The sequence below is a fragment of the Halorubrum cibi genome (assembly GCF_900182635.1).
GTDB lineage: Archaea > Halobacteriota > Halobacteria > Halobacteriales > Haloferacaceae > Halorubrum > Halorubrum cibi.
This window is the reverse complement of sequence record NZ_FXTD01000001.1, coordinates 366,018-391,676: the sequence shown is the minus strand read 5'-3', so window position 1 is coordinate 391,676 and position 25,659 is coordinate 366,018. Positions and strand designations below refer to the sequence as shown.

Genomic DNA, 25,659 nt, shown 5'->3' with positions numbered 1-25,659 from the left:
CGCGTAGATCAGTCGTATGGCCCTTTAGACCGTGTGTTTCGCCTCCTCCTCCTCGACGACCTCCAGCCCGCGGTTGTTCACGGCGTAGGGGTCGAGTCCCTGTTCCTGGAGGAACTGCTTGTAGAGGCGTTCGGCCGTCTCGCCGTCCTTCTGTTTGTCGCTGGCGCGGTCACAGAGCTCGATCAGGTTCTCGGGCACGTCGTTCTCGTGGACGATCCAGTGGTTGATCATGTCGGAGAGACGGCGGATGGGTGAGGTGAAGTGGCCGTAGATGTCGAAGTTGAGCGCGTGGTGGCCGCCGAACGGGTCATTCATGTACTTCGCGCGCGGCATCACCTTCAACACGGCCCGCTGGATCTTGTTGAGCTGGCGGTCGGGCGACTCCTCCAAGGCCGCGTTGACCGCCTTCCGGGGGTCGTCGCCCCACGCGGAGCCGGGGATCGAGACGCCGTCGAGCTCCTGGATCTCCTTTAACGCCTCGTTCCACTGGTCGGGCGTCGGCTGCGGGTGGACGCGGTACATCGCCTCGACGCCACGGTCCCACATCAGGGTGTGCGTCACCGCCTTGTTCGCCTTGAGCATCGACTCCTCGATGATCGTGTGTGCGCGGTCGCGGCTCGGGTTGAGGACGAGCGAGCCGTCCTCCTTGCGCTGTTCGTGCATGCGGTCCGCCAGCTCGTAGGCGAGCTCGTTCTCCTCGCCGAGCGGCAGGGAGGGGTCCTCCAGTCGGTTCTCACACTCGTTGTAGGTGAGCCGCTCGTCGGAGTTGATCACGGACTTGTAGATCTCGACGTCCTCGAAGGAGAGGGTCTCGTCGTCGATCTCCATCTCCACCGTGTGCGCGAGCCGGTCCTCGTTGGGGACGAGAGAGCAGACGGTCTCGGCGAGCACCGGCGGCAGCATGTGGATCGTGTAGGCGGGCAGGTACACCGTGTTGGCGCGCTCGACCGCCTCCTCCCACATCGCGGTGTCGGGCGTGACGTAGTGGGTCACGTCGGCGATGTGGACCCACAGCCGGTAGGCGTCCTCCTCGCGCTCGATCGAGATGGCGTCGTCGAAGTCCTGCGCGTCGATCGGGTCGGTCGTCCAGGTGGTGAGATCACGGAGGTCCCGCCGCTCGTCGATCTCGGCTTGGATCTCCTCGGGGACGCCCTCGGTTCGGGCCTCGGCCTCGCGGAGGACCGCCGGCGGGAACTCGTCGCGAATGCCGAACTCCTCGAACAGGTCCTCGCGCTTGTCGGCCAGCCGCTCGGCCAACGCCTCGGTGACCGTCACGGGGCCTTGGTCCTCGGCGGAGCCCTGTTTCGGCTCGTCGTCTGACATACGCGGACCAACGCGGGTCCGTTAGAAAGGCCTGTCGGGGAGGTTCGACCGGGACTCGATCGCGTTCGTCGGATACCCCGCGTTCGTTCTAACCGTCGTCGAGGTGCTTCGCGGAGTCGGCGACGGCGTCGGCGTACCGGGCGAGGAACTCCTCCTGTGAGAGGCCGTCGGACTCGATGGAGAGCACGAGCGACTCGAGGCCGTCCCGCGGCTGGTGACAGAGCTCGTCGTCGCAGTCGACACAGAGGTGCTCGAACTCCTTGTCCCGCCGGTCCCAGCGGTTCCCTTCCTTGTCGTACTCGCGCGCGTCCTCGCGCAACACCGACTCCCCGCACGCGATACAGACCACGGTCCGACGGTCCCGGCTCCTCGGGGAGCGCCACATAGGTGTCTTCTCGAACCCGGTCTACTTAGCGTTTGGTGCCGGCGGCAGACGTCCGTCGGACGGGAGTCCGCCGCGACCGCCCCGGCGTCGGGTACGGACGTAGTGTACAGGACTATTACCGGGGGCGGTCGTACGTTTCGTATGACGATCACCGAATCCGACCTTCCGGGCGTCGGAAAGAAGTTCGAGATCGAACTCGACGACGGCGAGATGATCGTCGTCATCCACAACACGGGCAAACGGGAGCTGTTCTACCGTCCTGAGCCGAGCGCGGACAGCGAGAAGACCTTCGAGTTCGGCGACGATCTCGCCCGCACGATCGGGTCGATCATCGAGGGCGCACACTTCCAGCCGCTGGAGCCAGCGACCCAGGAGACCACCCTACCGGGCGGTATCCTCCTCGAGTGGTACGAGCTTCCGCCGGGCTCCCCGCTCGTCGACGAGACGCTGGAGAGCGCCGACATCGGCAACCGGACCGGGCTCGCGGTCGTCGCCATCCAGCGCGGCGACGAGGTCATCGACAGCCCCGACGCCGGCACGGTCCTCCGCGAGGGCGACACCGTGATCGGGGTCGGCACCCGCGAGAACTGCGAGGCCTTCGAGGAGCTCCTGACGGAATGACGGACGCGACGGCGACGACGACGGCGCGTCACGCGCATCTCAGCCGCCGCGCACGCTCCGGCGACTCTCACGAATCCGTCCGCGGAGGTGACCGGTAGTGGCGCTTCTCGACGTCGGCGTCATGTTCGCCGCGATCGCGGTCGCCGGCGCGGTCGCACACCGGCTCGGACAGTCGGTGATCCCCTTCTACATCGTCGTCGGGATGGCACTCGGCGAGCACGTCCTCGGCCGGCTCTCCATCCCCGGGTTCGGCACCGTCCACGTCCCGGAGACGGAGTTCATCGCGCTCGGGGCGGAGCTCGGGATCGTCTTCCTCCTCTTCTTTCTGGGGTTGGAGTTCAACCTCGATCGCCTGCTCGCTCGGCGCTCGGAGATCGGGACGGCAGGGACGATCGACCTCGCGAACTTCGGCGTCGGGCTCGTCCTCGGCTGGCTCGTCTTCGGCGCGTTCCTGCCGGCGTTCCTGCTCGCGGGGATCGTCTACATCTCCTCGTCGGCCGTGATCACGAAGTCGCTCATCGACCTCGGCTGGATCGCGAACGACGAGGCCGAACCGATGCTCGGCACCCTGGTGTACGAGGACCTCTTCATCGCCGTCTACCTCGCGGTCGCGGCCGCGCTGGTGCTCGGCGGCGGCGACGTCGCCGCCGCCGCGACGGACGTCGGGATCGCGATCGGGTTCATCCTCGTGTTGCTGGGGCTCGTCCGGTTCGGGACGCCGGCGTTCGACCGGCTGGTGGAGACCGACAACAAGGAGTTCGTCACGCTGCGGTCGATCGCGACCGTCGTGTTCATCGCGGGCGCGGCGCTCGCGCTCGGTGTCAGCGAGGCCGTCGCCGCCTTCTTCGTCGGGATGGCCTTCTCCGCGACCGACTACGTCCACGAGGTCGAGACGCTCTTGGAGCCCGTCCGCGACACCTTCGCCGGAGTGTTCTTCTTCTGGATCGGGCTGGTCACCGACCCGGCGCTGTTCGGCGGCGTCGCCGCGCTCGTCGCGCTCGCGGTGGTCGTGACTACGCCGACGAAGCTCGTCACGGGCTACCTCGCCGGGCGCGCGTTCGGCCTCGACGCCTGGCGGTCGAGTCGCGTCGGGCTCGGGATGACCACCCGCGGGGAGTTCTCGCTCATCATCGCGACGGTCGCCGCCAACGGGGCCGCGGCCGGCACGTTCGACCCGGCGGTGGCCGCGACGCTCAACGCCTTCGCCGTCGGCTACGTCCTCGTGATGGCGATACTCGGGACCACGCTGATGGGACACTCGGAGCCGTTCGAACGGGCGGCCGTCTCGTGGCTCGGCGGGGGAACGGCGGCCGGGGAGGATCCGAAGCCGGGCGAGTGATCGCGGGGCCGCCTCGCTCGGACCTCGGTCCGGCTCACTCGAGCCTACTCGGCAGTCATGTCGAACGGCGGCTCCGCCTCCGGGGGCAGCGGCGTCTCGTACGGCTCGCCACCGGTCGCCGCCTCGAACTCCTCGCGCGCGGCCGCGAGCGTCTCGGGGTCGGTCATGAGGTCGTGGGCCGCCCCGGCGAGCACCTTCGCGGCGAAGAGCATCCCCTTCTTCCCGAAGTCGCCGTTCGCGGCGACGACCTGCCAGGAGTGGCCCGGCGCGCCCACCGGCCAGGTCGCCGCGTTGAACTGCCCGGTTGGCGCGATGTAGCTCACGTCGCCGACCTCGGTCGACCCGCCGGAGGTCACGTCCTCGTTGAACGGTGGGACCGGGTCCGGGTACAGCGCGTGCGGCTCGACCGTCTCGCGGAGGTCCTCGGGCAGGTCCTCGAGCCGCGACTCGCGGTTGCTCTCCGAGACCGTCTCGAGGAGGTCGCGGGCGAACTCACGGTCCGCGTCGTCGAACTCGATCGGTCCCACGGCCTCCATGTTCTCCCAGATGACGTCCGTGACCGGGCCGTTCGGAAGGTAGTCGTGACACCCCGAGAGGAACCGTTCTTCGACCTCGGTCTGCGTCATCGTCGCCGCCCCCTGTGCGATGTCGCGCAGCCAGTCCGTGTTTCGCTCCACCTCCTCGCGGCTCGGCGCGCGCACGAAGTACCACACCGACGCCTCGGCGGGCACGACGTTCGGGGCGTCGCCGCCGTCCGGGATCGAGTAGTGGAGCCGGGCGTCGTCGGAGACGTGCTCGCGCATGAACTCGACGCCGACGTTGGTGAGCTCGACCGCGTCGAGCGCGCTTCGCCCGGAATCGGGCGACCCGCCGGCGTGGGCGGCTTCCCCTTCGAACTCGAAGAGCAGCGAGTTGAGCGCGTTCGAACTGCCGACCCGCGGCGTGTTCAGGTCGCCGGGGTGCCAGGTCAACGCGGCGTCGAGGTCGTCGAAGACGCCCGCGCGAGCCATGTACGTCTTCCCGACGAGCGTCTCCTCGGCCGGGCAGCCGTAGTAGCGGATCGTCCCCGCGAGCTCGCCGTCCTCGATCGCCCGCTTCACCGCGACCGCGGCCCCGAGCGTCGCGGTCCCGAAGAGGTTGTGGCCGCAGCCGTGGCCCGCCCCGCCCCGCTCTATCGGCGAGCGCTCGGCTTTCACCTCCTGTGAGAGCCCCGGAAGCGCGTCGTACTCGCCGAGGATCCCGATCGTCGGGTCGCCCTCACCGTAGGTCGCGACGAACGCGGTCGGCATCCCGGCGACGCCCATATCGACCTCGAATCCCTCCTCGCGAAGCGTCGTCGCGAGCGCCTCCGCCGACTCGTGTTCGTGGAGGCCCAGCTCGGGGGTCTCCCAGAGCCGCTCGGCGAGGTCGTACAGCAGTTCCCGCTCCGATTCGACCGTCTCGTACACCGTCTTCGCGCTCATCGTGGTGGCTCGCCCAACACGGGCGGAGTCATTGAACCTATCCCCCGAGGCGGTTGAGGGGACCATCCGGCTCGGGCTGGCTCGGGCCGAGCCGGCCCGATCACTCTCGATTCACGCCAACACTGCGGCGGCGACCGCCATCCCGGCGAGCGCGGCGGGCGGAATCGTGAGGTTGTCGTCGAGGGCGATCCCGTAGACGATCGGCGGGACGCCGTCGGCGACCGTGGCGGGGACCGCGCCGGCGACCGCGACCGCGATGCCGACCGTCGGACCGAACGCGGGCACCGTGAACGGGAGCGTCACCGCGAGACAGACGGTGAACATCACTACCCACACCAGGGGACGCTTCGGCTCCCGCGGGCCGTTCTCGCCGAGCGCGCCGCTTATCGGGTCGCCCACGGAGAGCATCCACATCGTCGGGACCGCGAGCGTCGGCGTCGCGATCGGCGTGGTCGCGACGAGCGCGACCGCGGCGGTACTGACCTGATAGAGCGCGTAACCGGCGACCGCGTCCGTCTCGTACTCGCGAGTCAACGCGCGATACACCGCGTGATCGAGCCCGACGACGATCCGGAGGAACTCCAGGGTCGCGACGGCGACGACGCTGGCGACGAGCAGCGCGGCGGTCTCCGCCCACGAGATCCATCCGAGCAGGTACGGGACCGGGTAGAGGGTGCCGCTCGCGTGGACCAGTCGCCGCTCGAACTCCACGCGATCGCGCCACGCCGCCGCCGGGAGCGTCACGGTCAGTTCTCTGTCGTCTCGACGGCCGTCTCGACGACTTCGTACCGATCGAGCAGTTCCGCGAACGCCCCGCCGGAACGGAGCGCCGCCAGTTCGTCCGCCAGCTCCGCGACCGGGACCCGGACCTGCGCCGCCGAGTCGCGCTCGCGGACCGTGACGGTCTCGGGACCGTCGCCCTCGACGCCGTCGCGGTCGACGGTGACACAGAACGGGGTGCCGACCTCGTCCTGTCTCCGGTACCGCCGCCCGATCGAGCCGGAGTCGTCGTACGCGACCGCCAGCCCCGCCGCACGGAGGTCGGCGGCGACCCGGTCGGCGAGGTCGGTGAGCCGGTCGTCGTTCGTCACGAGCGGGAAGACGGCGGCGTCGCGCGGGGCGATCTCGGGGGCCAAAGAGAGGTACGTCCGCTCCTCGCCGTCGACCTCGTCGGTCTCGTAGGCGTGGGCCAAAAGCGTCTGGACCGTCCGGCCGACGCCGAAGGACGGCTCGACCACGTGCGGCGTGATGTGCTCGCCGTTCTCGGTGACCTCCTCGACCGAGAAGTTCGCGACGTCGGCGTCGACCTCGATCCCGCGGGTCCCGCCGTCGCTGCCGTCCCCGCCACCGTCGCCGTCCCCGCTATCGTCGCCTATCTCGACGGTCACGGTCTCGCCCTCGAAGGCGTCCGGGTCGCGGCCGGCGAGCGTCTCCAGCGCCTCCGCGACCGCGGCGGCGTCGCCGCCGAACTCGGGGCCGAGAACGGACATGTCCGGATCGACGGTCGCGCGCTCGACGGTCTTCGGCTCGTCGTAGCGTTTGAAGACCGTGAAGGCGTCGTCGCCGTACGCGTCGTGTTTCGAGAGGTCGTAGTCGCCGCGGTACGCGAAGCCGGCGATCTCGATCCAGTCGCCGTCGACCTCGCTCTCCGCGTCCCAGCAGTCGGCGGCGTAGTGGGCGCGCTCGCCCGCGAGGTGCTGACGGAACCGGAACCGGTCCATGTCGACGCCGACGCGCTCGTACCACTCCTGGGCGACGCCGAGGTAGTAGCCGACCCACGGGGAGCCGATGACCCCCCCCTCGACCGCCTCACCGACCGTGGTGTCGAGGTACTCGCCCGCGTCGTCCTCCTGTTCGGTCGCGGGGTAGAGCCGGACAGCGACGTCCTCGACCCGGTGGAGCGGCGGCTCGTCCGCCTCGGGGTCGATGAACTGTTCGAGTTCCGCCTGCGTGAACTCCCGAAGACGGAGGAGGCCGCCCCGCGGCGAGATCTCGTTGCGGTAGGCGGGGCCGATCTGGGTGATCCCGAACGGGAGGCTCCCGCGGGCGTACTCCTTCAGCCGGGGGAACTCGACGAAGATCCCCTGGGCGGTCTCCGGGCGGAGATAGCCGGGCTGGCCGTCGCCCGGGCCGATGGAGGTCGCGAACATGAGGTTGAAGTCCTCGACGTCGCGCCCCGCGAGCGGCGAGCCGCAGGAGGGGCAGGCGATCTCGTGGTCGCGGATCAGGTCCTCGACCGCCTCGCCGGAGAGCGCCTCCGCGTCCTCGATCCCGGTCGCGTCCTCGACGAGGTGGTCCGCTCGGTGGGACTCACCGCACTCGCCGCACTCGACGAGCATGTCGTCGAACCCCTCGAGGTGGCCCGACGCCTCGAAGACCGCCTCGGGCATCACGGTCGGGGCCTCGATCTCGCGGTTTCCCTCCCGGAGCGTGAACCGGTCGCGCCAAGCGTCCTCGAGGTTGCGCTTGAGCGCCGCGCCCTGCGGGCCGAACGTGTAGAAGCCGGCGGTCCCGCCGTACGCGCCGTTCGCGCCGAAGAAGAACCCGCGGCGCTTCGCGAGCTCGACGAGGTCCGCGCCGGCCATCAGATGCCCTCCAGGAGGTCGATGTCCCGGACGACGCCGGACAGCTCCGTCCCGTTCACGAGCGGGACCTGCTCGACGTCGTTGGAGATCAGCTCCTGGGCGACCTCCTTCGCGGTCCGGGTGCCGGCCACGGTGACGACCTCGTTCGTCATGAAGTGGCGGGTCGCGCCCGCCGGGATCTCGACGTTGCGGGTCGGGAGGTAGCGTGCGCCGGTCGCCTTGATCCCCTCCCAGGACCACTCGGAGTCCTGCTCGGCGATCGAATCGCCCGTGCTCGCCTCACCCTCGACGACGCGCGCGACCTCGAGCACGTCGACCTCGGTGAGGATCCCCGCCATGTCGGCGTCGTCGTCGAGGACGACCGCGTAGGGAACGCCCGCGAGCCCGATCTCGCGCTCGGCGACCGGCAGCGGCGTCTCGACGTGGGTGGCGTTGACCTCGCGGGTGGCGAGCTCGCCCACCGCGCGGTCGCCGTCGACCTCGCCGCGCGCGATCGCCCGCACCACGTCGGTGACGGTCAGTATCCCGACCAGCTCGTCGCCGTCGACGACCGGGAGCCGGCGGGAACGCTCCGTGATCATCGTCTCGGCCGCCGCCTCGATCGTCGCGTCCGCACTCGTCGCCGGCACCTCGCGCATCAACAGCGCGAGCTGGTCCTCGTCCGGCTGGTCGATGAGGTCGTCGCGGGAGACGAGCCCGCGGTACACCTCCTCGCCGTCGACGTTCTTGACGACGGGGACCGAGGAGAAGCCGTACTCCTGGAGGTACTCCAACACGTCGTTCCGGCTGCCGGGGATCTCGACGACGACGAGGTCGGACCGCGGCGTCATGGCGTCTGCTACGTTCATGCCCCGTCTTTCAGCGTCGCTCCTCTTGTATCCCCCGAAGGGCAGCCGAAGACGGAGGGGTGCCGGCACGCCGGCGCTTCGACGGTCTCCCGCCGTCTCACCGATCTCCAATTCCACCGTACCGTCGCTGCTCCAACCCCACCCGTACTGCCGCTGCTCCAACCCCACCGCACCGAGATCCTCGACCGTCGGATCGACGGATATCCGTCCGCTCCGTCGTCGATTCCGGCACGTACGTCCGCTTCAATCGACGGATCCGTATGTATGGTTCGCAACTGTTTTAAATGACTGTGAACTAATCACAATCATGTCACGGAGTTCCACCCCCTGGGACGACCCGGACCCCGACCGCCGGCGGACGGCGCTGCCGACGGACGCGGAGCCGACGACCTCCTCCTCGACCGACGTGATGGCGTCGATCGACTCCTCGTCGTCGCGATCGGAACTCGTGATCGCCGACGTCTCCCGCGAGAACGCGTGGCTCTCCGTCGACGAGCGTAACGCGACGGTCCTCGAGGAGTGGTGTTGATCGCGGCGTCCCGCTAGGTTCCCTCCGATCGTCCGCCCGTTCAGTTCTCCCGAAGTCCTCGCCCTCCTTCCCACGCTCGTATCACGGACGCCAGCGTCCGGCACGTCGGCACCGGGACGCCCCGCCGATCGGCGCGGTCGAGGACGGTCCCGTAGATCGATTCGACCTCGGTCTGCCGACCGGTCGCGACGTCTTCGCACATCGACGAGCGGTTCGCGGCTGTCTCTCGAGCGACGCGTTCGAGGGCGTCGACCGCCTCGGCGGCCGTCAGATCCGCCCCCCCCGCCGCCGCGACGCGGGCGACCTCGCGCGCCGCCTCGCGGGCGGTCCCTCCCGCGGGCCCCTCGACCGCCTCCCCGTTCGTGACGCGCGCCAGCGCCGAAGGGCCGTTGATCCCGGCGTTGACCGCGAGCTTCTCGTACCGCCGCCGGGGCATGTCCGCGGCGGCGACCGCCTCGATCCCGGCGTCGTCGAACGCCCGCGCGACCCGGTCGGCGAGCGGGCTTTCGCCGCCGGCGAGCAACCCGACCGCGATCTCCCCGATCCCGGTACACCGCACGCGACCGGGCTCGAGGAGGCGCGCGCCGTAGCTCGCCGTTCCGGCGAGGACGGTGGATTCGAGTGCCGTGACGAGCCGCTCCTCGGTGAGCCCGTTCTGGAGCGAGCAGACCGCGTCGTACTCGCCGGTGCTCAGCGCCCGCGCCGCCGCGTCGGTGTCGTACGCCTTCGTGGTCACGAGCGCGAGGTCGGCCGACCGTCCGCGACCGTCCGTCACCGCTCGCGGCCGGACGTGGGCCTCGATCTCGCCGACGATCCGCAAACCCTCCTCGCGGACCTGCCGCACGTGTGGGTTCCGGCCGACGAGCGTCACGTCGTGAGCGCGCGCGAGCAACCCGCCGACGAGACTGCCCAGCGCGCCCGCGCCGTAGACGAGGACCTCCATGCGCGACCGAACGACTCGCCGGGGAAAATGGATGTCGGTGATGGGGAGGTCGGTGACGGCGTGAGCGTCTCGCCAACCGGTCACCCCTTCAACCCGCTTCCCGTCAGCGGGACGACCACGTCCTCGTCCTCGTCGATGGCCCCCGAGGACCGAAGTTCGCGAAGGGCGGCCGGCGCGACCGCACACGTCGGCTCGGTGTAGAAGCCGGCGGCGTGGAGTCGGTCCAGCTCCCGCTCGCCGGCCGCTTCGGTTATCGCGACCGCGTCGCCGCCGGTCTCGCGGATCGCCTCGAGGATCTCCTCCCGACGAACGGGCTCCGCGATTCGGATCCCGTCCGCCGCCTCGTTTCGTTTCCCGTCGGGATCGGCCGCCTCGGGGCCGTGAAGCGCCCGGACGATCGGTGCGGTTCCGGCCGCCTGCGCGCCGTAGAGCCGCGGGACCGAGTCTATCCAGCCGGCCTCGTGGAGCCGCTCGAACCCCCGATACGCGCCGAGAAAGAGGGTGCCGTGGCCGAGCGGGGTCACGACAGCGTCGGGTGCCTGCCAGTCGCGCTGATGGGCGATCTCGTAGGCGACGGTGGCGGTCCCCTCGAAGAAGGCGGGGTTCCAGGCGTGGCTCGCGTACCAGGCGGAGTCGCGAGTGTCGGTTCCGTCCAACGCAGCGACGCACGCGTCGGTCACGTCCGCCCGCGATCCCTCCACCCGTACCGGCGTCGCGCCGGCCCGCCGGATCGCCCGGATCTTCGCCTCCTTCACGTCCGCGGGGACGTACACCTCGGCGTCGATCCCCGCGCGGGCGGCGTACGTCGCGATCGCGGCCCCGGCGTTGCCCGAGGAGTCATCGACGACGCGGTCGACACCGAGTTCTCGGGCGCGCGTGAGCGTCGTCGTCGCGCCGCGGTCCTTGAACGAGCCGGTCGGGAAGACGTACTCGAGTTTGAACTCGGCGTTCCAGGGATCCGTGGGCGCGCCGCTCGCACCGCCCGCCGCTCCGTCGGCGTCGACGAGCGGCGTCGACCCCTCGCCGAGAGTCACGCGATCCGTCGGGTCGTTACCGACCGCCAGAAATTTCTCGAAGGCCCACAGCCCGGTTCGCGCGTCGAACGCGCCGGAGTCCGGCGGTCCGCGCTCCGAGGTCGGGAGTTCGTGACCCGGAACGAGCGGCTCCGCGAACTCGAGGGGGCTCCCGCAGGTACAGCGCCAGCGGTCCGGAAACGTCGCCCCGCAGTCGGGACACGCGAGGGATCTCGACGTGGAGGCGGTGTCGGTCGAGTCCGGGCCGTCCGGCGGAGCGTTCGGACCCGTCATCAGTAGCGGTCGACGTTGGTGCCGACGGAGCAGACGTACTCGCCGGCGGCGACCTGCGGAAGCCGCCGAGTCCGCCAGAACACCCCGTCGGCGTCTGCGGTCACGCGTCCCTTCCGGTCGCCGAACGTGTCGGTCACCTCGAAGAGCGTCTCGCCCGCGGACACCCGGTCGCCGAGTTCGGCCTCGAACCGGACGAGCCCGCCCGCCGGGGAACCGTACTGGTCGAACCCACGGGCGCGGACCTGCGGTTCGATCTCGACGCTTCCGTCGAGGAAGCCGTAGTGACGGAGCACGTTGAAAATCCCCTCGACGCCGTACCGGATCGACTCCTCGTCCCAGCCGACGCAGCCGCCGAGTTCGGGGTCTATCGTCGGGATTCCCTGGTCGGGACCGGCGCGAGCGAGCTGGCCGTCGGGGCCTTTGATGTCGAGGACGTGCCCGCAGCCGAACACCTTGGCGAGCTCCAGACAGTCCCCGTGGAGGTGGTGTCTGATCCCGCAGCGGACCCGCGTCTCGTTTATCATGCGGCTCGTCGAGCCCTGGTGGAGGTCGACGATCAGATCGGCGCGTTTCGCCTCCTCGAAGGTCGCGTGGGCGATCCGCTCGCTCGTCGTGCCGTCCGCGTCGCCGGGATAGCCGCGGTTCATCTTCCGGTCGTCGATCGGGTTCCGGTGTTCGGCCACCTGAAACGCGAAGTAGTTGACGACCCCGACGACGAGGATCGATCCCGACAGCTCCGTCGGGTCGACCCGGGGAACGAACCGGTTCACGACGCCCAACCCGTTGAGCTCGTCGCCGTCGCTCACCGCCTGTACGTAGAGGGTCTTCCCTCCGTCCGCTCCGTTGACGACGGCGACGGGCAGTCGGACCGGACTCCCGTCCCGCGTCTCGCCCACTTCGAGACGGCCGGTGTCCGTCTCACCGGGGGACGCTCGCGCCGTACCCAGCGTGATCATTACGCGGACGTGGGTCGGCGACCCCTTTATCCGTTCGGTCGGCGGCGGTTTCCGCCCGACACAAGGTTTACACCGGCTTCCGCCGAACGGGCGGTATTCAGTGCCGTCCCGACGGCCGATCGCGGTCCACCGTACATGAGCATCGACATCGACCCGCTGTGTGACGCGCCCGGTCTCACGGTCACGGATCACATCGAGAACACGCAGTTCGAACTCTACACCGATCGGCAGGTCGATCCGCGACCGTCCGCGGTCGAGGATCACTACTTCCCGGTCGACGCGAGCGTGACGGTGGAGATCGGATCGATCGAGATCCCGCGGATCGCCGTGGTCGAGACGCGATCCAGCGACGGGGCGCTCCTCGCCCGCGGCGACGACCTCGCGATGCCCGCCGGCGAGTACCACCTCGGGATCGATCCCGCGCCGACGAAGCTGTACCTGTACTTCGAGTCCGGTTTCACCGTCGCGACGACGGACCGAACCACCCGGATCGACCTCGAGACGGCTGCCGACGTGACCCTCGGATTTCGGTCGCTCCACCAGCAGCCGGCCGGCACGATCACGACGCCGACGGAGCCCGAGCCGCTGATGAGGGCGGTCTCGTGTCTGGGTTCGGCGCTCCAGACGACGAGCCCGGAGCGTTCGTTCCCGACGCTGCGCGGGCACCCGCCCCTCATCGAGCCGGGAGAAGACCTCCGCGTTCCGGACCGGATCGAGCGCCCCGAAAGCGGCGTTCGGATCGTGGTGCCGCCCGCCTACCGGGATCTCTACCCCGTCGTTCCCCTCGCGTACTACTTCGCGGCCGAGGTGGTTCCGGGCTCCGCCGCGCGGATCGAGGGTGACGGGTGGTCACACTCCCTCGAGCCGGACGTGGAGCGGCGGGCCGGGGAGGTGCTCCGGCAGTCGTTCCACTTCGACTGTATCGCCCGGACGGAGGGGTTCTACCCCGTCGACCTGTACGAGCGGGGGATAACCGCGGCCGACCTCGACTGGGCCGCGCTGTACGAGGCCCCGCTCGCCAAACGGCTCGGGACGTACCTCGAGGTTCCGTTCGAACGGATCGAGCCGGAGCTCCCGCAGTGGACCCTCACCACCGACGTGCGGCCCGATCCGAGCAACGTCGAGTCGCTTCCGTTCGTGGCCGGAGAGCTCTCCATCGTCCGGTCGCCGGAGACGGCCACGCCGGCGGAGTCCGGTCCCGGCGGCGGGATCGGGTTCCTCCGCGCGCCGGAACCGGAGCCGGGGACCCTCGTCCGCGGCGGGACGGGGGGCGGGGTCTCCACCGAACCGGCGGACACCGGCGGCGTCTCCGACTCTCGCGGAGCGGACTCACGCGGGACCGACACCCCGAGCGAACCGGGAGCCGCGCTCGCCTCCGCCGAGTTCATCCGTCCCGAACCGGTCGAGACGGTCGAGCACGCCTGGGTCGGTGACGGCGTTCCGCTCGACGCGAACAAGGCCACGCTCGACGCCTATCGGCGGCGGCTGGAGACGGGGACCGTCGAGCAGTCGCGCATCTCGGTGCTCGTCGTCTGTAACGACGAACAGATGCGCGAGGAGGGGAAGGTCTCGGACCTCTATGGGCTCCGCGACATGGTCCAGTTCGACATCGAGGTGCGCCACGACCTCACCCGCGCGGAGATGCGGGAGGTCCTCGCTTCCGGCGTCGACTTCCTCCACTACGTCGGCCACGTCGACGATCGCGGGATGCAGTGTACCGACGACTACCTCGATCTCACACAGGAGGACCTCCGGGTCGACGTCAGCGCGTTCCTCCTCAACGCGTGTCAGTCCTACGAGCAGGGGGAGGCGCTGATCCACCGCGGGAGCCGCGGCGGGATCGTCACGCTCAGCGACGTCGCGAACTCGCCGGCGACGAAGCTCGGACGGATCGTCGCCCGGCTGATGAACAGCGGATTCAACCTCCGGACCGCTCTCCACGTCGCGAAGCGGGAGCTGCTCACCGGCCACCAGTACATCGTCGTCGGCGACGGCGCGACCACGATCTGCCAGAGCCGGAGCGGGATCGCGATCGTCGTCGACATCGAGCCGGACGGCTCCGCGTGGGAGTTCACGATGTCGGCGTATCCGAACGGACCGTACGGGGTGGGTACGATGTACAGTCCGACGATCGATGGCGTTTCCGACAACTACGCGGTGCCGACCGACGCGAGAATAGGAGGAGTCAGTTCCGAGCAGCTCAACGATCTCCTCCAGCTCGAAACCCTCCCCGTGTTTCACGACGGAGAACTCCACTGGAGCGACGAACTGCTGCCGCTTTGATCCGTCTTCGGTTCTACGGGCCGGGCGTCGCCTGTGCCGCGTTCGCCGCCGCGGGCGCCGCCTGCGTCAACAGCAGCATGGCGGTGAACAGGACGCCGGTCATCTTCGGGTGCTCTGCCAGGTATGCCGCAACACTTTCAGGCATATTACACCAAAATGCGCGTGAGATTAAGTTCTAGTCTTATGCGAAGTGGTACGTTCCGGATGTTTAAATGAAATCACACGCGGAAGAAAGTAGCTACCCCATTCCTCGGCGCCGCTGGTGAATGAGGCGGCCTCCACGGGACTACAGCCAGGTCGCCACCGACCGCGCCTTCCGCCTCGACGACACGGTTATGACGCGGGTGGTCGTACGCCCGTGACAGACGATGGCGTCCGACAGCGGACACGACGACGCACAGTACCTCGCCGGCTCGCCGGTACGGATCGCGATCCTTCGAGCGCTCGGCCGGAAGCCGCGACGTCCGGCTTCATTGACCGACGCGGTCGACGCGACGCGGACCACCGTCCAACGCATCCTGGCGGGGTTCCGCGAGCGGCAGTGGGTCGTCAAACGCGGGAGCACCTACCACGTGACGCCGACGGGCGAGCGCGTCCACGACGCCTACGAGGGGCTGCTCTCCGAGATCGATCGCGCCGACCGCTACGGGCGCTTCGCCGCCGATCTGGAGCGGGCAGGCGCGGGCTTCCCCGCCGACGGACTCGAGACGGGCGACCTCACCGCGGCGACCGACCGCGACCCGCTGGCCGCGCTCGACCGAGTGGTGGAGCTGATCCGGACGATCCGCGGTTCGGACGTCCGGGCGGTCTCGCCGATCGTCACGACCCAGTACAACGAGGCGGCCGGAGCCGCGATCGACGAGGGTTCGGAGATCGAGTTGATCATCGACCGGGAGGTGTTGGAGACGTCGGTCACGGAGTTCGGACCCGCGACCGATCGAGCCATATCCGACGAAGGCGCGACGGTGTACGTCTCTCCCGACCCCATCGAGTACGGGCTGTTCCGGTACGACGACGTCGCCTGCGTGGTCGCCTACGACGAGCACAACAACCCGCGCTGCGTGTTCGAGTCCACGGACGAGACGGTGGTCCGGTGGGCCGATGAACGGTTCGAGACGCTCTCGGCGGAAGCCGCTCCGCTCTCCGCGGTGATCCAGGAGTCGTCAACGACTCCGGAGTGACGGAAACCGACCCCGATCCGCCTCCAACGGGAGACTATCGTTCGGCGGCCCCGGCGAGTGTCGACTCCGGATCGCCCGTCTCGTCGCGACCGTCCGGGTCGAAGTTGACCGGCACGACCGTCGGGTGATCCATGCCGAACGACGAGGTGGTGGTCGTCATGGTTCCACCCGATCCTACTCGTTCCGCCCTCTAAAAATTACCCATGCGCATAACACATCGAGAGAGACGGGCGCCATACGCGCCGGTTATCACGCCGCGGAGGCGACCGGAGTCTCGACGGTTCCGAACCCTCAGATCCCGAGAAGCTTCAGGCTCCGAACTCCTCGTCGTAGAGGTCCTGGGCGTGCTCGATGGCCTCCTTCGCCGCGGCGCTGTCCTCCCAGCCCAGCGTCTCGACTTCCTTTCCCTCCTCCAGGTTCTTGTACGTCGAGAAGAACTCGTCTATCTCGTCGCGGATCTGTTGGGGGATGTCCTCGAGGTCCTCGATGTGGTCGAACCGCGGGTCCTCGGTCGGCACCGCGATCACCTTGTCGTCCTGCTCGCCGTCGTCGTCCATCTTCATCAACGCGACGGGACGGGCCTCGATCACGCAGCCGGGGAACGTCTGGTCCTCGACGAGCACCATCACGTCGAAGGGGTCCTCGTCGTCGTAGTACGACTGCGGGATGAACCCGTAGTCGTAGGGGTAGTGGACGTTCGAGTGAAGCACCCGGTCGAGGACGACGCCCGGAACGTCCTTGTCGTACTCGTACTTGTTACGCTCTCCCTTGAGACACTCCACGATCGCGTAGATCTCGTCGGGGGCGTCCGGCCCCGTCTCGAGGTCCTCCCAGAGGTTCACCATGTACCGGATACTGCGACGAACGCGTGGAAAATCCTTTCGGGACGGGACCGCAAATCGAGTCCGTGAGGTCGTCGAGTTCCGCGACGGTTCGGATCCGGTATTCCCGTGTGATTCGCTCACGGTTCTCTCGAGCCGTACGGGGGATGCGCCCGGGATGAACGCGACGGAAACGGACCGCCTCACGTTCGATCCACCGTTGTGGATCCGTCGCCGAAACGCCGATCTCACCGAACGACGACCGTATCGAGCGGAGTGACGGCGACGGATCGCGGTCCGTGACGGTCGTACCGGATCCGTCGAGAACGGCGTCCTGATCGACTGTATCCCTCATTCAGGCGTATTTCGGTCGCTGAAAGCGCATAAATTCTATGAACGTTGAGAAAGGTTATAAGTCAGGGAACCATTCTTTCAGGCATGTCAGAGGCACGATCCGTTCCCGAGGCACCGACGACGGCACACGACCTGACCGCGTTCCAACAGAACATCCTGACGATCCTCGCCGAGGAGCCGATGTACGGGCTCGCGGTCAAACGCGAACTCGAGGCGTACTACGGCTCGGAAGTGAACCACGGTCGGCTCTACCCGAACCTCGACGACCTCGTCGAGGACGGGTTCATCGAGAAGAGCGAACTCGACAAGCGCACGAACCAGTACGCGCTCACCGACGCCGGCCACGACATCGTCCTCGGGCAGCTCGAGTGGGTACTCGACCGCTTCGTCATCGACGAGGCCCGCGCGGACGAAGTACGGACGCTCCTCGAGAAGTGAGGACGTCACTCGGAGAGTGATCCGGATCGGCTCGTCGTTTTTTCCCCCGATGAGCCGCGGCTACGGTTCCGGCTCGTCGAGTTCGCCCGCGACGCGCTCGATCGTCTCGAGTGACTCCTCGAGGGCCGACCGCTGCTCGTCGGTCGGCCAGCCGTTCCGCGGGAAGAACTCCTCGCGGAACTCCGTGCGCATCTCCGGGGTCGCGTCGTCGACCGCGCGCACGTAGTGGTTGCTCATGAACGCCGCGAAGCTCCGAGCGGTCTCGGCGTGGACGTCGTCCGCCCGCTCGGCGATCGCGTCGACGACCGCGTCGTTGTAGGCGGCGACCTCGCGGTAGCGGTCGGGGTCGCCGGGTCCCGAAAGCGACACCTCCACCGCCCGGTCGGTCTCCTCGATCCGGTCCAACTGGACCGTCCCCGACTCCATCCACTCCTCCGGATACAACACGAGGGTGTCGTCCTCCTCGCGGACTCGCGGGGCGTACTCGTGGCTCGTCACCAGTTCGTCACGGCGGTCGCGATACCCCTCCGCGGCCGCGGGATCGGTCGCCTCCCGTGCGAGGCGGGTGAGGCGTTCGGCCTCGTCGACGACCTCGACGGGGACGTCCGGAACCCGGTCGCCCCCGTCGCCGTCGCTCGGGTCGGCCCCGCCGGCGTCGTCTTCGGCCGCCATCAGCTCCCGCGCCCGTTCTCTCGCCCACTCCGGTGGCTCGTCGTCAGTTCGCGTCATCGAGTGCCTCGTTCGCCAGATCGTCGGCGCGCGCGTTTATCTCCCGCGGAACGTGCGCGATCGACCACCGATCGAACCGCTCCAACAGCTCGCGGGCCCGGACGCGCCGCTCGCGCAGTTCCGGGTCGTTCGCGTTCCACTCCCCGCGAACCTGTTTCACGATCAGCTCGGAGTCCCCTCGAACGTCGATCTCGTCGAAGCCGTACTCGTCGGCCGCCTCCAGCGCGCGGATCAGCGCGGCGTACTCCGCCTGGTTGTTGGTGACGCGGCCGATCCGCTCACCCCCCTCGGCGACGACGCCGTCGGCGGTGACGAGACACCAGCCGACCGCGCCGGCGCCGGGATTTCCCCTGGACGCGCCGTCGAAGTAGACGTGCGCGCGCCCGCCGCCCGCCGAGAGGAGGTTACTCAGTCGGGTCGGGTCGCTCCCCTGGACGACCACCTTGTCGTCGTAGGCGACCGCGACCGCCCCGTCGCGCTCGGCGCGCCACCGCTCGTGGTCGGTGTTTCCGGCGTCGATCCGGACGCCGGCGTCCTCCAGACGGACCCGCGCCTCGGCCGGATCGCAGTCGATCGTCGGCATGTCTCGGTGGTCCGCGTCCGCGGGGGATATGGCTGTCCGTCCGGGTCGGATCGCGCCCCGCGGCGTCGGTCCGCCGCCCGCCGCGGTGGCGCTCTCGAGAGAAGAGTTAACCCCGTCCTCCGAGAGGCCGAAACGGTGAGCGACTCGACGCGGCCGGACCGGGACGACGGCCTGCCGAACAGGACTCGGGCACACCGGGGCGGGGGACGCAGCCCGCGGCGGGGTCCGCCGGGGCGGGAGACGAGCGCGGCCACCTCCGGGTATCGCCGCGAGTTCCTGGCGATCGGCGGTCGGTCCGGCACCGAGAAGGACCCGATCGGCGCCCTGCTCTCCGACCTCGGTCGGATCGTCGGCGAGGTCGGGACACTCACGCTTCCGGTGATGCTGTATCTCTCCGTCGCGCAGGGCTGGGCGCTCGTCGCCCTCTTCGAGACGTGGCTCGTGGGCCTGACGACGATGGTCGTCGTCGGCACCCTCGTCAGGAACGGTCGGGTCGCCCCGCTCCTCACGGACGCTCCGGGGTGGGCCCGCCTGCTTCCGACGCTGATCCTCCTCCGACTCGTCTACTTCAACGCCACCCTCCTCGTGGCGATCCACGGCGGCAGCGCCGTCGCGAGCGGAACGGGCGCGGTGACGCTCGGACTCCTGTGGTCGATCGTCGCCAGCGGAGCGGGGACGCTGCTCTTCCCGCGCGCGGTCGACGAGTGGATGGCCCGTCGGAGGTGACGGCAGCGGACGCGACGAGAGCAACGCTCCGGGGGGGACGCGAACGGTCCCGGACGCGACGCGATCGACCGACGCTCCGCCCGTCGACCGGCCGCGATCCCCGATCGCTCACGAACTTTTAAGTTAGTCGGTCAACGTAATATATAAATGCGATGACACGGCCCACCCGGCAACGGGATCACGACCGGCAGCGCGTGCGGGACGAGGACGCGGAGGGATCGGAAACCGACGAGGTGGACATCGAGGAGGTCGATCCCGACGAGCTGGACCCCGACGACCTCGACCCGGCGGAGCTCACCCGGACGGCCGACGGCGAACTGATACACGAGGAGACCGGGATCATCGTCGAGGAGGAGCAGATCGACCCCGGCCCGGAGTGGCGGGCGTTCAACCACTCCGAGCGGCAGTCGAAGTCCCGCGTCGGCGCGCCGACGACGAAGACGATGCACGACAAGGGGCTGACGACCACGATCGACTGGAAGGACAAGGACGCGTACGGGCGCTCCATCTCCTCGAAGAAGCGCTCGCAGATGCACCGGCTGCGCAAGTGGCAGGAGCGAATTCGGACGAAGGACGCGGGCGAGCGGAACCTCCAGTTCGCGCTCTCGGAGATCGACCGGATGGCGAGTGCCCTCGGCGTCCCCCGATCGGTCCGAGAGGTTGCCTCGGTCATCTATCGACGCGCACTCAACGAGGACCTCATCCGCGGCCGGTCCATCGAGGGCGTCTCCACCGCCGCGCTCTACGCCGCCTGTCGCAAGGAGGGGATCCCCCGCTCGCTCGAGGAGATCTCTGACGTCTCGCGGGTCGACCGCAAGGAGATCGGCCGGACCTACCGCTACATCTCTCAGGAGCTCGGGTTGGAGATGCGTCCCGTCGACCCTCAGAAGTACGTCCCGCGATTCTCCTCGGAGCTCGGTCTCAGCGAGGAGGTCCAGTCGAAGGCCAACGAGATCATCGAGACCACCGCCGAGCAGGGCTTGTTGTCGGGGAAGTCTCCGACGGGGTACGCTGCGGCGGCGATCTACGCCGCCTCGCTTCTGTGTAACGAGAAGAAGACCCAACGCGAGGTCGCCGACGTCGCACAGGTCACCGAGGTCACCATCCGAAACCGGTATCAAGAGCAGATCGAGGCGATGGGCATCCACGCATAGGTCGTCGTCGATGCGGTGAGGGCCTTCCACTCCCCGGCCGACCGGTTTTCGATCGTTGTCGGCGCGGTGAACACCGTCAAAACCCGCATCGTTCGGTACTGCGCTGTCATCGACGCGATGAACACGATCAAAGCCCCAGCCGGGAGGCGGGCGCACGCTCGCTGCGCGCTTCGGTCACTCACTTCGTTCGTTCCCTCAGTGCTTACGTCGCCTGCGCCCGCCTCCCGGCCGCCCCTTTGAGTCCCACCCCGCACAGCCCCGCAAACCGCACCTCACGCCTCCCCAACCTCGTCGCCGGACTACGTCCGGCTGCCAGAGGCGCGGAGCGCCTCGCTGCGGCTCGCGGTTTCACCGCTCGCCGCGTCCCTCGCGCGGGCTCCTCGCGTCCCGTTGGGACGCTCGGAGGCGCGCGCCGACCACAGATACGCACATGGTTCGTGACTCTACCACCGAAGCAACGTTGAAGCCCGCCCGCGCCCAACGGCGGACGAATGCGGCTCGACAACTACCTCGAGTTCGAGGCGAACGAGCGCGCCGAGCGCCGGCGGCTCGCCCGCGAGAAGGACTACGGGATACTCGACCACCTCGACTCCTTCGAGCGGCGCTTCGACGCGGAGGTCTCCGACGACGCGGTCGTCGGTAGCGTCTCCCCGTCGATCTTCGTCGGCCGCTCGGACTATCCCAACGTCTCGACCGGGCTGCTCTCGCCGGTCGGCCGCGAGGAGCGCGCCGCCAGCTTCCGGACCTCCGGCGCGTGGTACGACGAGGGCGTGTCGATCGCGGACGTCTTCGAGCGCCGAACCAGCCTGCTCAACGCCAACCGCGGCGTCGACGTGACCGACGCGGGAGCGAGCGGGGTCGGGTCTGGCGGCTCCGGCACCGACGGGGCGAGCGTCCACGACGCGTGGGACGGCTGGCTCGGCGTCCAGCGCGAGGTCGCGATTGCGGACCGTCCCGTCGACGTCGAGATCGGCCTCGACGGCACCCCCGACCTCGATTTCGAGGTGGGCGTGGAGGACGTGAAGACGCCCACCGGCCCGCGGGCGGCGGCGCGCGAGGCCGCCCTCGGCGAGAACCCGCACGTCCCGCGACCGGTGAAGAAGACGCTGGAGGACGACGACTGGCGCGCGGAGGGCGCGATGACGTATCTCTACCGCCGCGGGTTCGACGTGTACGAGATTAATACGATCCTCTCCGCGGGCGCGCTCGGGCGCGGGAGGAACCGGCGGCTCGTGCCGACGCGCTGGTCGATCACCGCCGTCGACGACACGGTCGGGACGTTCCTCCGCGGGTCGATCCGCGACAACCCGTCGGTGGACCGGATCGAAGTCCACCGAAACGAGTACCTCGGAAACGCCTTCTGGGTCGTCCTCGTCCCCGGCAACTGGGAGTACGAGCTGGTCGAGCTGAAAGCGCCCGGCTCGATCTGGAACCCCGACCCCGACGCCGGGGTCTACCTCGCGGCCGCGAGCGAGGGCCGCGAGGGACGGACGGGGTACGTCGAGGAGACCGCGGGCGCGTACTACGCCGCGCGCCTCGGCGTCTTGGAACACCTCCACGACCGCGGACGACAGGCGAAGGTCCTCGTCTGCCGGCACGTCTCGGACGACTACTGGGGGCCGGTCGGCGTCTGGCAGGTGCGCGAGGCCGTCCGGAACGCCTTCGAGGGCGAACGCGGGACCGCCGAGACGTTCGGCGAGGCGGTCCGGGGCGTCGCGTCCCACCTCCCGATCTCGGTCGGTCGCCTCCGACGGAAGTCGACGATGGCGGCGGGTCTCCAGGCGAACCTCGCGGACTTCGCCGGCCGCGACGAGTGAGTACCAGCCCCGAGGACTTTTGTTCCATCGAGACGAGAGTGCCGGCATGCTCTCTGCCCTCCTCGCGCAGTTCGGCGTCCCGGGCGGTCCCGAGCTCGTGATCCTCGCGTTGGTGCTGTTGCTGCTCGCCGCGCCCGTCGCGATCGGCGTGGCGGTCGTGTTCCTCCTGTTCCGTCGACGAGGGGCGCTCGAAGATCGGGTCGAACAGTTGGAATCCGAGGTCGACCGGCTCCGCGAGCGCGTCGAGAACGGGAAGTGAGTCGGCGAGCGGCCGTCGTATCCCCTCTCAGTCCTCGAGCCGCTCGAAGACCTCGCCGACCATCTCCCCGGTGTCCTCGATTATCGCGTCCATCTCCTCGTCGTCGCTCGGGAGGCCGAGCAGCCGCGCGATCTTCATGATCGAGACGTGATGAACGACCTGCCTGTCGGGTTCGACCTGCTCTATCACCATGTTACACGGGAACAGCGAGCCGATCCGGCCGTCGGTGGCGTCGAGCGCGCGGTCGGCCACGGCGGGGTTACACGCGCCGAGGACGTAGTAGGGGTCGCGACCGGCGTCGACCTTCTCGTTCAGCATCTCCGAGGGGGAGAACTCGACGGGGAATCCGAATCCCACGTCCGCACAGACCTCGCGGACGCGCTCGATGGCCGCCTCGTGGTCCATCTCGAGGGTCGCGCGCTTCTCGCCGAAGTCGTCGCCGTCCAGGTCGTCCGGATCGAACGGGAGCGTCATGGATCCTCATGAGGCCGGTACGGACAAAAGAGTGTGCGTGCCGGCTCGTCTCGGCGGTGCGTACGGGACCGATCACTCCGTGGCGACCGGACCGCTCCCGACCACGTCCTCGACGGCCTCGTGGAACTCGTCGCGGCTCTCGAAGAGGGGGACTTCGGACTCCTCGAGAACGGCGTCCAGGCTCGTCGGTCCGTCGGGGGTCCGGACGGTGGCGTCGCCCTCCTGGGCGCGCACGTCGCTTCGGGTCGCGGGCCACGTGAGCCGGGAAGCGACGCGGGCGACCGGCTCGCCCGCGACGTCGGGCCCGTCGCCGAGTTCGACGGCGGGCTCGGCGTCCTCTTCGGCCTCCGTGTCGGCCTCCTCGTCGGTGTCGCTCATGCGTCGCGGTTCCGTTCGGTCGGTGGTAACGGTTTCGGTACGGACCGCCTCGATACGGCCCGGAAACGGGCCGATCCGTCCCCCGCTCACCGCCAGCGTCGATCCGTCGCGTTCAGCCGTTCCGCGCCCTCGTCCGTGACGACGACGAGGTCCTCGATCCGGCAACCGAACCGCCCCTCGAGGTAGATCCCCGGCTCGACGGAGAAGACCATCCCCGGCTCCAGTTCGCGGTCGTTGCCCGCCACGATGTACGGCTCCTCGTGGACGTCGAGCCCGACGCCGTGGCCGGTCCGGTGGACGAACGCGTCGCCGTACCCTGCCCCTTCGATCACGTCGCGAGCGGTCCGGTCGACGGCGGCCGCGGTCACGCCCGGCTCGACGGCGTCGACCGCGGCCGTTTGCGCCTCCCTGACGACCTCGTGGACCGCCTCGTACTCGGCGGGCGGCTCGCCCGCGAACACCAGCGTTCGCGTCTGGTCGGACGGGTAGCCGTCGATCCGCGTCCCGAAGTCTAGGACGACCGGGTCGCCGGCGCGGATCTCCCGATCGCCGTGGCCGTGGTGCGGCTTCGCGCCGTTCTCGCCCGCACCCACGATCGTCTCGAAGGAGGTACCCACGCCGCCGTGGGCCGCCAGCCGGTCGGCGATCCATCCGGCGAGGTCCCGTTCGGTCATGCCGACCGCGTCGGTTCCGAGCTCCCGGAGGTCCTCGACGGTCGCGTCCGCGGCCGCGGCCGCCGCGCGCAACGCGGCGAGTTCGGTCTCGTCCTTGCGGACCCGGAGGTCGGCGAGCGCCTCGCTCGCAAGGCCCCACTCCGCGGCCGGCGCGACCGCCCGGAGGTCCTGGGTGAACCGCGCCCACATCGCGTCGTCGACGAGGAGCCGCCCATCGCGGAGGCCGTGCGCCTCCAGCAGGTCCCGGACTGCGGCCAGCGGGTCGTCCCGGTCGTCCCAAGTCCGTACGTCGGCGACGCCCGTCTCCTCGCGAACCTGGCTCTCGTAGAGCTTCGGGACGAGCAGGCTCGGCTCCCCTTCCGCGGGGACGACGAACAGGAAGTGTCGCTCGCTCGGCTCCGCCACGAACCCGGTGAGGTACCGGAGGTTCCGACTCGGAAAACAGATCAGCGCGTCGGCCCCGATCGCCCGGAGCCGTTCTCCCGCTCGGTCGCGACGGGTCGCGTACGCGTCGTCGGTCATACGAGCGCTCGGGTCGGCGTGGGTATATAAATCAGGATGTGGTTACCGTCCCATCAAGCGGGTCGTAACTATAGGGGCGTTCTCCGTCGGATGAGGCATGGCGACCGATCGCTCCACGGCGTTCGACTTCGGCGGGACCGACCCCTCGACGTTCCGCTGTCCCGACTGTGCGGCCACCGCGCCGTCGACGTCGGTACCGTACGACTCCCTCGGCTACGCGGTGTGTCCCGAGTGCTCGTACACGACCGGACTCGAGACGGAGGGGACTACACGCGAGCACGGGATCGACGTCTGACGAGCGGAACCGCCGCGCTTTACCCGCGCTCGATCCTACTCTCCCGCATGGGTTGGTCTCTCGAGCGGGAGGACGCGACGATCACGGAGTGGGAACGCTCGGACGGGTACGCCACGGTCCGGATCCGCGAGCGCGGCGACGGTCGGTTCGTCGCGCGCCTCGACGTGATGGAACAGGCGACCGACGACCGCGCGTACGACCGGGTCGTTCTCGACGAGCGCGACGCCGCCGAGGAGCGGGCCGCCGCGTGGCGCGAGGAACGCGATCTCGACGAGTGAGTCGACGCCGTCGTCGACACGACCGCCCCCTTTAGGGCAGTTCCACGTCCTCGTCGAGGAACGCCTGACACTCGACGGTCCGCCCGTCGGGGTCGGCGGCGAAGAACTGGTAGATGTCGTACGTCCCGTTCTCGTGAGGTTCCTCGCGAGCCGCGTCGCCGAGGCGGTCGTGAGCGTCGTCGACGCCCTCGCGATCCGGATACACGACCGTCACGATCCCGCAGTCGTCGGTCCGGTCCCGGTCGCAGAACCCGACGAGGAGGTTCCCGTGGCGGAGTATCGTACAGTCGGGCTGTTCGAGCCAGGGCTCCATCCCCAGTCGTTCGCGGTAGAAGTCGACGACCGCGTCGTGGTTCTCCGTCGCGTAGAAGACGATCCCTGCCATCGTCCGGGG

Annotated in this window: 30 protein-coding genes; 12 read left to right on the top strand and 18 right to left on the bottom strand. The window is 69.2% G+C overall.

Annotation, left to right across the window (positions count from 1 at the left end; genetic code table 11):
- Positions 1–24: 24 nt before the first annotated feature.
- Positions 25–1,323 carry a ribonuclease catalytic domain-containing protein gene (locus FN829_RS01860; protein WP_142985298.1) on the bottom strand — a complete coding sequence of 433 codons (1,299 nt, stop codon included), beginning with the start codon at positions 1,321–1,323 and terminating at the stop codon, positions 25–27.
- Positions 1,324–1,411: 88 nt separating this feature from the next.
- Entirely contained in the window at positions 1,412–1,708 is a 297-nt protein-coding gene (locus FN829_RS01855) for a DUF7562 family protein (RefSeq protein ID WP_142985297.1), read from the bottom strand.
- 141 nt (positions 1,709–1,849) lie between these two features.
- Here FN829_RS01855 and FN829_RS01850 point away from each other — a divergent pair, with 141 nt between their 5' ends.
- Positions 1,850–2,329 (top strand): cation:proton antiporter regulatory subunit, encoded by a 480-nt coding sequence (locus FN829_RS01850; protein ID WP_142985296.1) that lies wholly within the window; start codon positions 1,850–1,852, stop codon positions 2,327–2,329.
- 97 nt (positions 2,330–2,426) lie between these two features.
- Positions 2,427–3,668, top strand: a complete 1,242-nt coding sequence (locus FN829_RS01845) for a cation:proton antiporter (RefSeq protein ID WP_142985295.1) — start codon at positions 2,427–2,429, stop codon at positions 3,666–3,668.
- Between the two features lie 44 nt (positions 3,669–3,712).
- On the opposite strand, the gene FN829_RS01840 is transcribed toward FN829_RS01845, so the two are convergent.
- The 4 genes from FN829_RS01840 to FN829_RS01825 form a co-directional block, all read right to left on the bottom strand.
- Entirely contained in the window at positions 3,713–5,131 is a 1,419-nt protein-coding gene (locus FN829_RS01840) for an amidohydrolase (RefSeq protein WP_142985294.1), read from the bottom strand.
- Positions 5,132–5,242: 111 nt separating this feature from the next.
- Positions 5,243–5,875, bottom strand: a complete 633-nt coding sequence (locus FN829_RS01835; protein WP_142985293.1) for a dolichol kinase — start codon at positions 5,873–5,875, stop codon at positions 5,243–5,245.
- 2 nt (positions 5,876–5,877) lie between these two features.
- Complete coding sequence (glyS, locus tag FN829_RS01830; RefSeq protein WP_142985292.1) at positions 5,878–7,716, bottom strand: glycine--tRNA ligase; 1,839 nt, start codon at positions 7,714–7,716, stop codon at positions 5,878–5,880.
- Positions 7,716–8,564, bottom strand: a complete 849-nt coding sequence (locus FN829_RS01825; RefSeq protein WP_142985291.1) for a CBS domain-containing protein — start codon at positions 8,562–8,564, stop codon at positions 7,716–7,718. The genes glyS and FN829_RS01825 overlap by 1 nt, the downstream gene beginning before the upstream one ends.
- Before the next feature lie 307 nt (positions 8,565–8,871).
- On the opposite strand from FN829_RS01825, the gene FN829_RS01820 reads away from it, so the two are divergent.
- A complete protein-coding gene (locus tag FN829_RS01820; RefSeq protein WP_142985290.1) occupies positions 8,872–9,093 on the top strand; it encodes a DUF7556 family protein in 222 nt (73 codons plus the stop codon).
- Between the two features lie 40 nt (positions 9,094–9,133).
- Here FN829_RS01820 and FN829_RS01815 read toward each other — a convergent pair whose 3' ends face one another.
- The 3 genes from FN829_RS01815 to FN829_RS01805 all read right to left on the bottom strand — a co-directional run bounded on the left by FN829_RS01815 (position 9,134) and on the right by FN829_RS01805 (position 12,299).
- A complete protein-coding gene (locus FN829_RS01815) occupies positions 9,134–10,036 on the bottom strand; it encodes a ketopantoate reductase family protein (RefSeq protein ID WP_142985289.1) in 903 nt (300 codons plus the stop codon).
- A gap of 80 nt (positions 10,037–10,116) precedes the next feature.
- The gene (locus tag FN829_RS01810; RefSeq protein ID WP_142985288.1) at positions 10,117–11,343 is read right to left on the bottom strand and encodes a threonine synthase; all 1,227 of its coding nucleotides are present in this window, start codon (positions 11,341–11,343) and stop codon (positions 10,117–10,119) included.
- Entirely contained in the window at positions 11,343–12,299 is a 957-nt protein-coding gene (locus FN829_RS01805; protein WP_142985287.1) for a succinylglutamate desuccinylase/aspartoacylase family protein, read from the bottom strand. Before FN829_RS01805 ends, FN829_RS01810 begins: the two co-directional genes overlap by 1 nt.
- 135 nt (positions 12,300–12,434) lie before the next feature.
- Here FN829_RS01805 and FN829_RS01800 point away from each other — a divergent pair, with 135 nt between their 5' ends.
- A complete protein-coding gene (locus FN829_RS01800; RefSeq protein ID WP_142985286.1) occupies positions 12,435–14,582 on the top strand; it encodes a caspase family protein in 2,148 nt (715 codons plus the stop codon).
- 13 nt (positions 14,583–14,595) lie between these two features.
- Here the strand turns inward: FN829_RS01800 and FN829_RS16335 are convergent, their stop codons facing one another.
- Entirely contained in the window at positions 14,596–14,727 is a 132-nt protein-coding gene (locus FN829_RS16335) for a DUF7503 family protein (protein ID WP_281286014.1), read from the bottom strand.
- Between the two features lie 223 nt (positions 14,728–14,950).
- Here FN829_RS16335 and FN829_RS01795 point away from each other — a divergent pair, with 223 nt between their 5' ends.
- Positions 14,951–15,763, top strand: coding sequence for a helix-turn-helix transcriptional regulator (locus tag FN829_RS01795; RefSeq protein ID WP_142985285.1), 813 nt, complete (start codon positions 14,951–14,953; stop codon positions 15,761–15,763).
- 34 nt (positions 15,764–15,797) lie between these two features.
- Here the strand turns inward: FN829_RS01795 and FN829_RS16330 are convergent, their stop codons facing one another.
- Together FN829_RS16330 and FN829_RS01790 are read right to left on the bottom strand one after the other, a co-directional pair.
- Positions 15,798–15,923, bottom strand: a complete 126-nt coding sequence (locus FN829_RS16330; protein ID WP_281286013.1) for a hypothetical protein — start codon at positions 15,921–15,923, stop codon at positions 15,798–15,800.
- 148 nt (positions 15,924–16,071) lie between these two features.
- On the bottom strand, positions 16,072–16,608 hold the full coding sequence (locus tag FN829_RS01790; RefSeq protein ID WP_142985284.1) for an inorganic diphosphatase: 537 nt from the start codon (positions 16,606–16,608) through the stop codon (positions 16,072–16,074).
- A gap of 414 nt (positions 16,609–17,022) precedes the next feature.
- Here FN829_RS01790 and FN829_RS01785 point away from each other — a divergent pair, with 414 nt between their 5' ends.
- Positions 17,023–17,376, top strand: coding sequence for a PadR family transcriptional regulator (locus FN829_RS01785; protein ID WP_142985283.1), 354 nt, complete (start codon positions 17,023–17,025; stop codon positions 17,374–17,376).
- A gap of 60 nt (positions 17,377–17,436) precedes the next feature.
- Here the strand turns inward: FN829_RS01785 and FN829_RS01780 are convergent, their stop codons facing one another.
- Entirely contained in the window at positions 17,437–18,105 is a 669-nt protein-coding gene (locus FN829_RS01780) for a DUF7108 domain-containing protein (protein WP_142985282.1), read from the bottom strand.
- On the bottom strand, positions 18,092–18,688 hold the full coding sequence (rnhA, locus tag FN829_RS01775) for a ribonuclease HI (RefSeq protein ID WP_142985281.1): 597 nt from the start codon (positions 18,686–18,688) through the stop codon (positions 18,092–18,094). The genes FN829_RS01780 and rnhA overlap by 14 nt, the downstream gene beginning before the upstream one ends.
- Before the next feature lie 135 nt (positions 18,689–18,823).
- Here rnhA and FN829_RS01770 point away from each other — a divergent pair, with 135 nt between their 5' ends.
- From FN829_RS01770 to FN829_RS01755, 4 genes are all read left to right on the top strand, one after another.
- Positions 18,824–19,414, top strand: a complete 591-nt coding sequence (locus tag FN829_RS01770) for a hypothetical protein (RefSeq protein ID WP_142985280.1) — start codon at positions 18,824–18,826, stop codon at positions 19,412–19,414.
- 152 nt (positions 19,415–19,566) lie between these two features.
- Positions 19,567–20,568, top strand: coding sequence for a transcription initiation factor IIB (locus FN829_RS01765; protein WP_142985279.1), 1,002 nt, complete (start codon positions 19,567–19,569; stop codon positions 20,566–20,568).
- A gap of 491 nt (positions 20,569–21,059) precedes the next feature.
- Positions 21,060–22,385 (top strand): DNA repair protein NreA, encoded by a 1,326-nt coding sequence (nreA, locus tag FN829_RS01760; RefSeq protein ID WP_142985278.1) that lies wholly within the window; start codon positions 21,060–21,062, stop codon positions 22,383–22,385.
- 46 nt (positions 22,386–22,431) lie between these two features.
- Entirely contained in the window at positions 22,432–22,644 is a 213-nt protein-coding gene (locus FN829_RS01755; RefSeq protein ID WP_142985277.1) for a preprotein translocase subunit TatA, read from the top strand.
- Between the two features lie 27 nt (positions 22,645–22,671).
- Here the strand turns inward: FN829_RS01755 and FN829_RS01750 are convergent, their stop codons facing one another.
- The 3 genes from FN829_RS01750 to FN829_RS01740 all read right to left on the bottom strand — a co-directional run bounded on the left by FN829_RS01750 (position 22,672) and on the right by FN829_RS01740 (position 24,692).
- Entirely contained in the window at positions 22,672–23,118 is a 447-nt protein-coding gene (locus tag FN829_RS01750) for a DUF302 domain-containing protein (protein ID WP_142985276.1), read from the bottom strand.
- 72 nt (positions 23,119–23,190) lie between these two features.
- Positions 23,191–23,496: a DUF5789 family protein gene (locus FN829_RS01745; RefSeq protein ID WP_142985275.1), complete on the bottom strand. Its 306-nt coding sequence runs from the start codon at positions 23,494–23,496 to the stop codon at positions 23,191–23,193.
- 86 nt (positions 23,497–23,582) lie between these two features.
- Entirely contained in the window at positions 23,583–24,692 is a 1,110-nt protein-coding gene (locus FN829_RS01740) for an aminopeptidase P family protein (RefSeq protein ID WP_142985274.1), read from the bottom strand.
- 97 nt (positions 24,693–24,789) lie between these two features.
- On the opposite strand from FN829_RS01740, the gene FN829_RS01735 reads away from it, so the two are divergent.
- Complete coding sequence (locus FN829_RS01735) at positions 24,790–24,987, top strand: hypothetical protein (protein WP_142985273.1); 198 nt, start codon at positions 24,790–24,792, stop codon at positions 24,985–24,987.
- Positions 24,988–25,034: 47 nt separating this feature from the next.
- Positions 25,035–25,265 (top strand): DUF7543 family protein, encoded by a 231-nt coding sequence (locus FN829_RS01730; RefSeq protein ID WP_142985272.1) that lies wholly within the window; start codon positions 25,035–25,037, stop codon positions 25,263–25,265.
- A gap of 31 nt (positions 25,266–25,296) precedes the next feature.
- Here the strand turns inward: FN829_RS01730 and FN829_RS01725 are convergent, their stop codons facing one another.
- The gene (locus FN829_RS01725; RefSeq protein ID WP_142985271.1) at positions 25,297–25,650 is read right to left on the bottom strand and encodes a VOC family protein; all 354 of its coding nucleotides are present in this window, start codon (positions 25,648–25,650) and stop codon (positions 25,297–25,299) included.
- Positions 25,651–25,659: the final 9 nt, after the last annotated feature.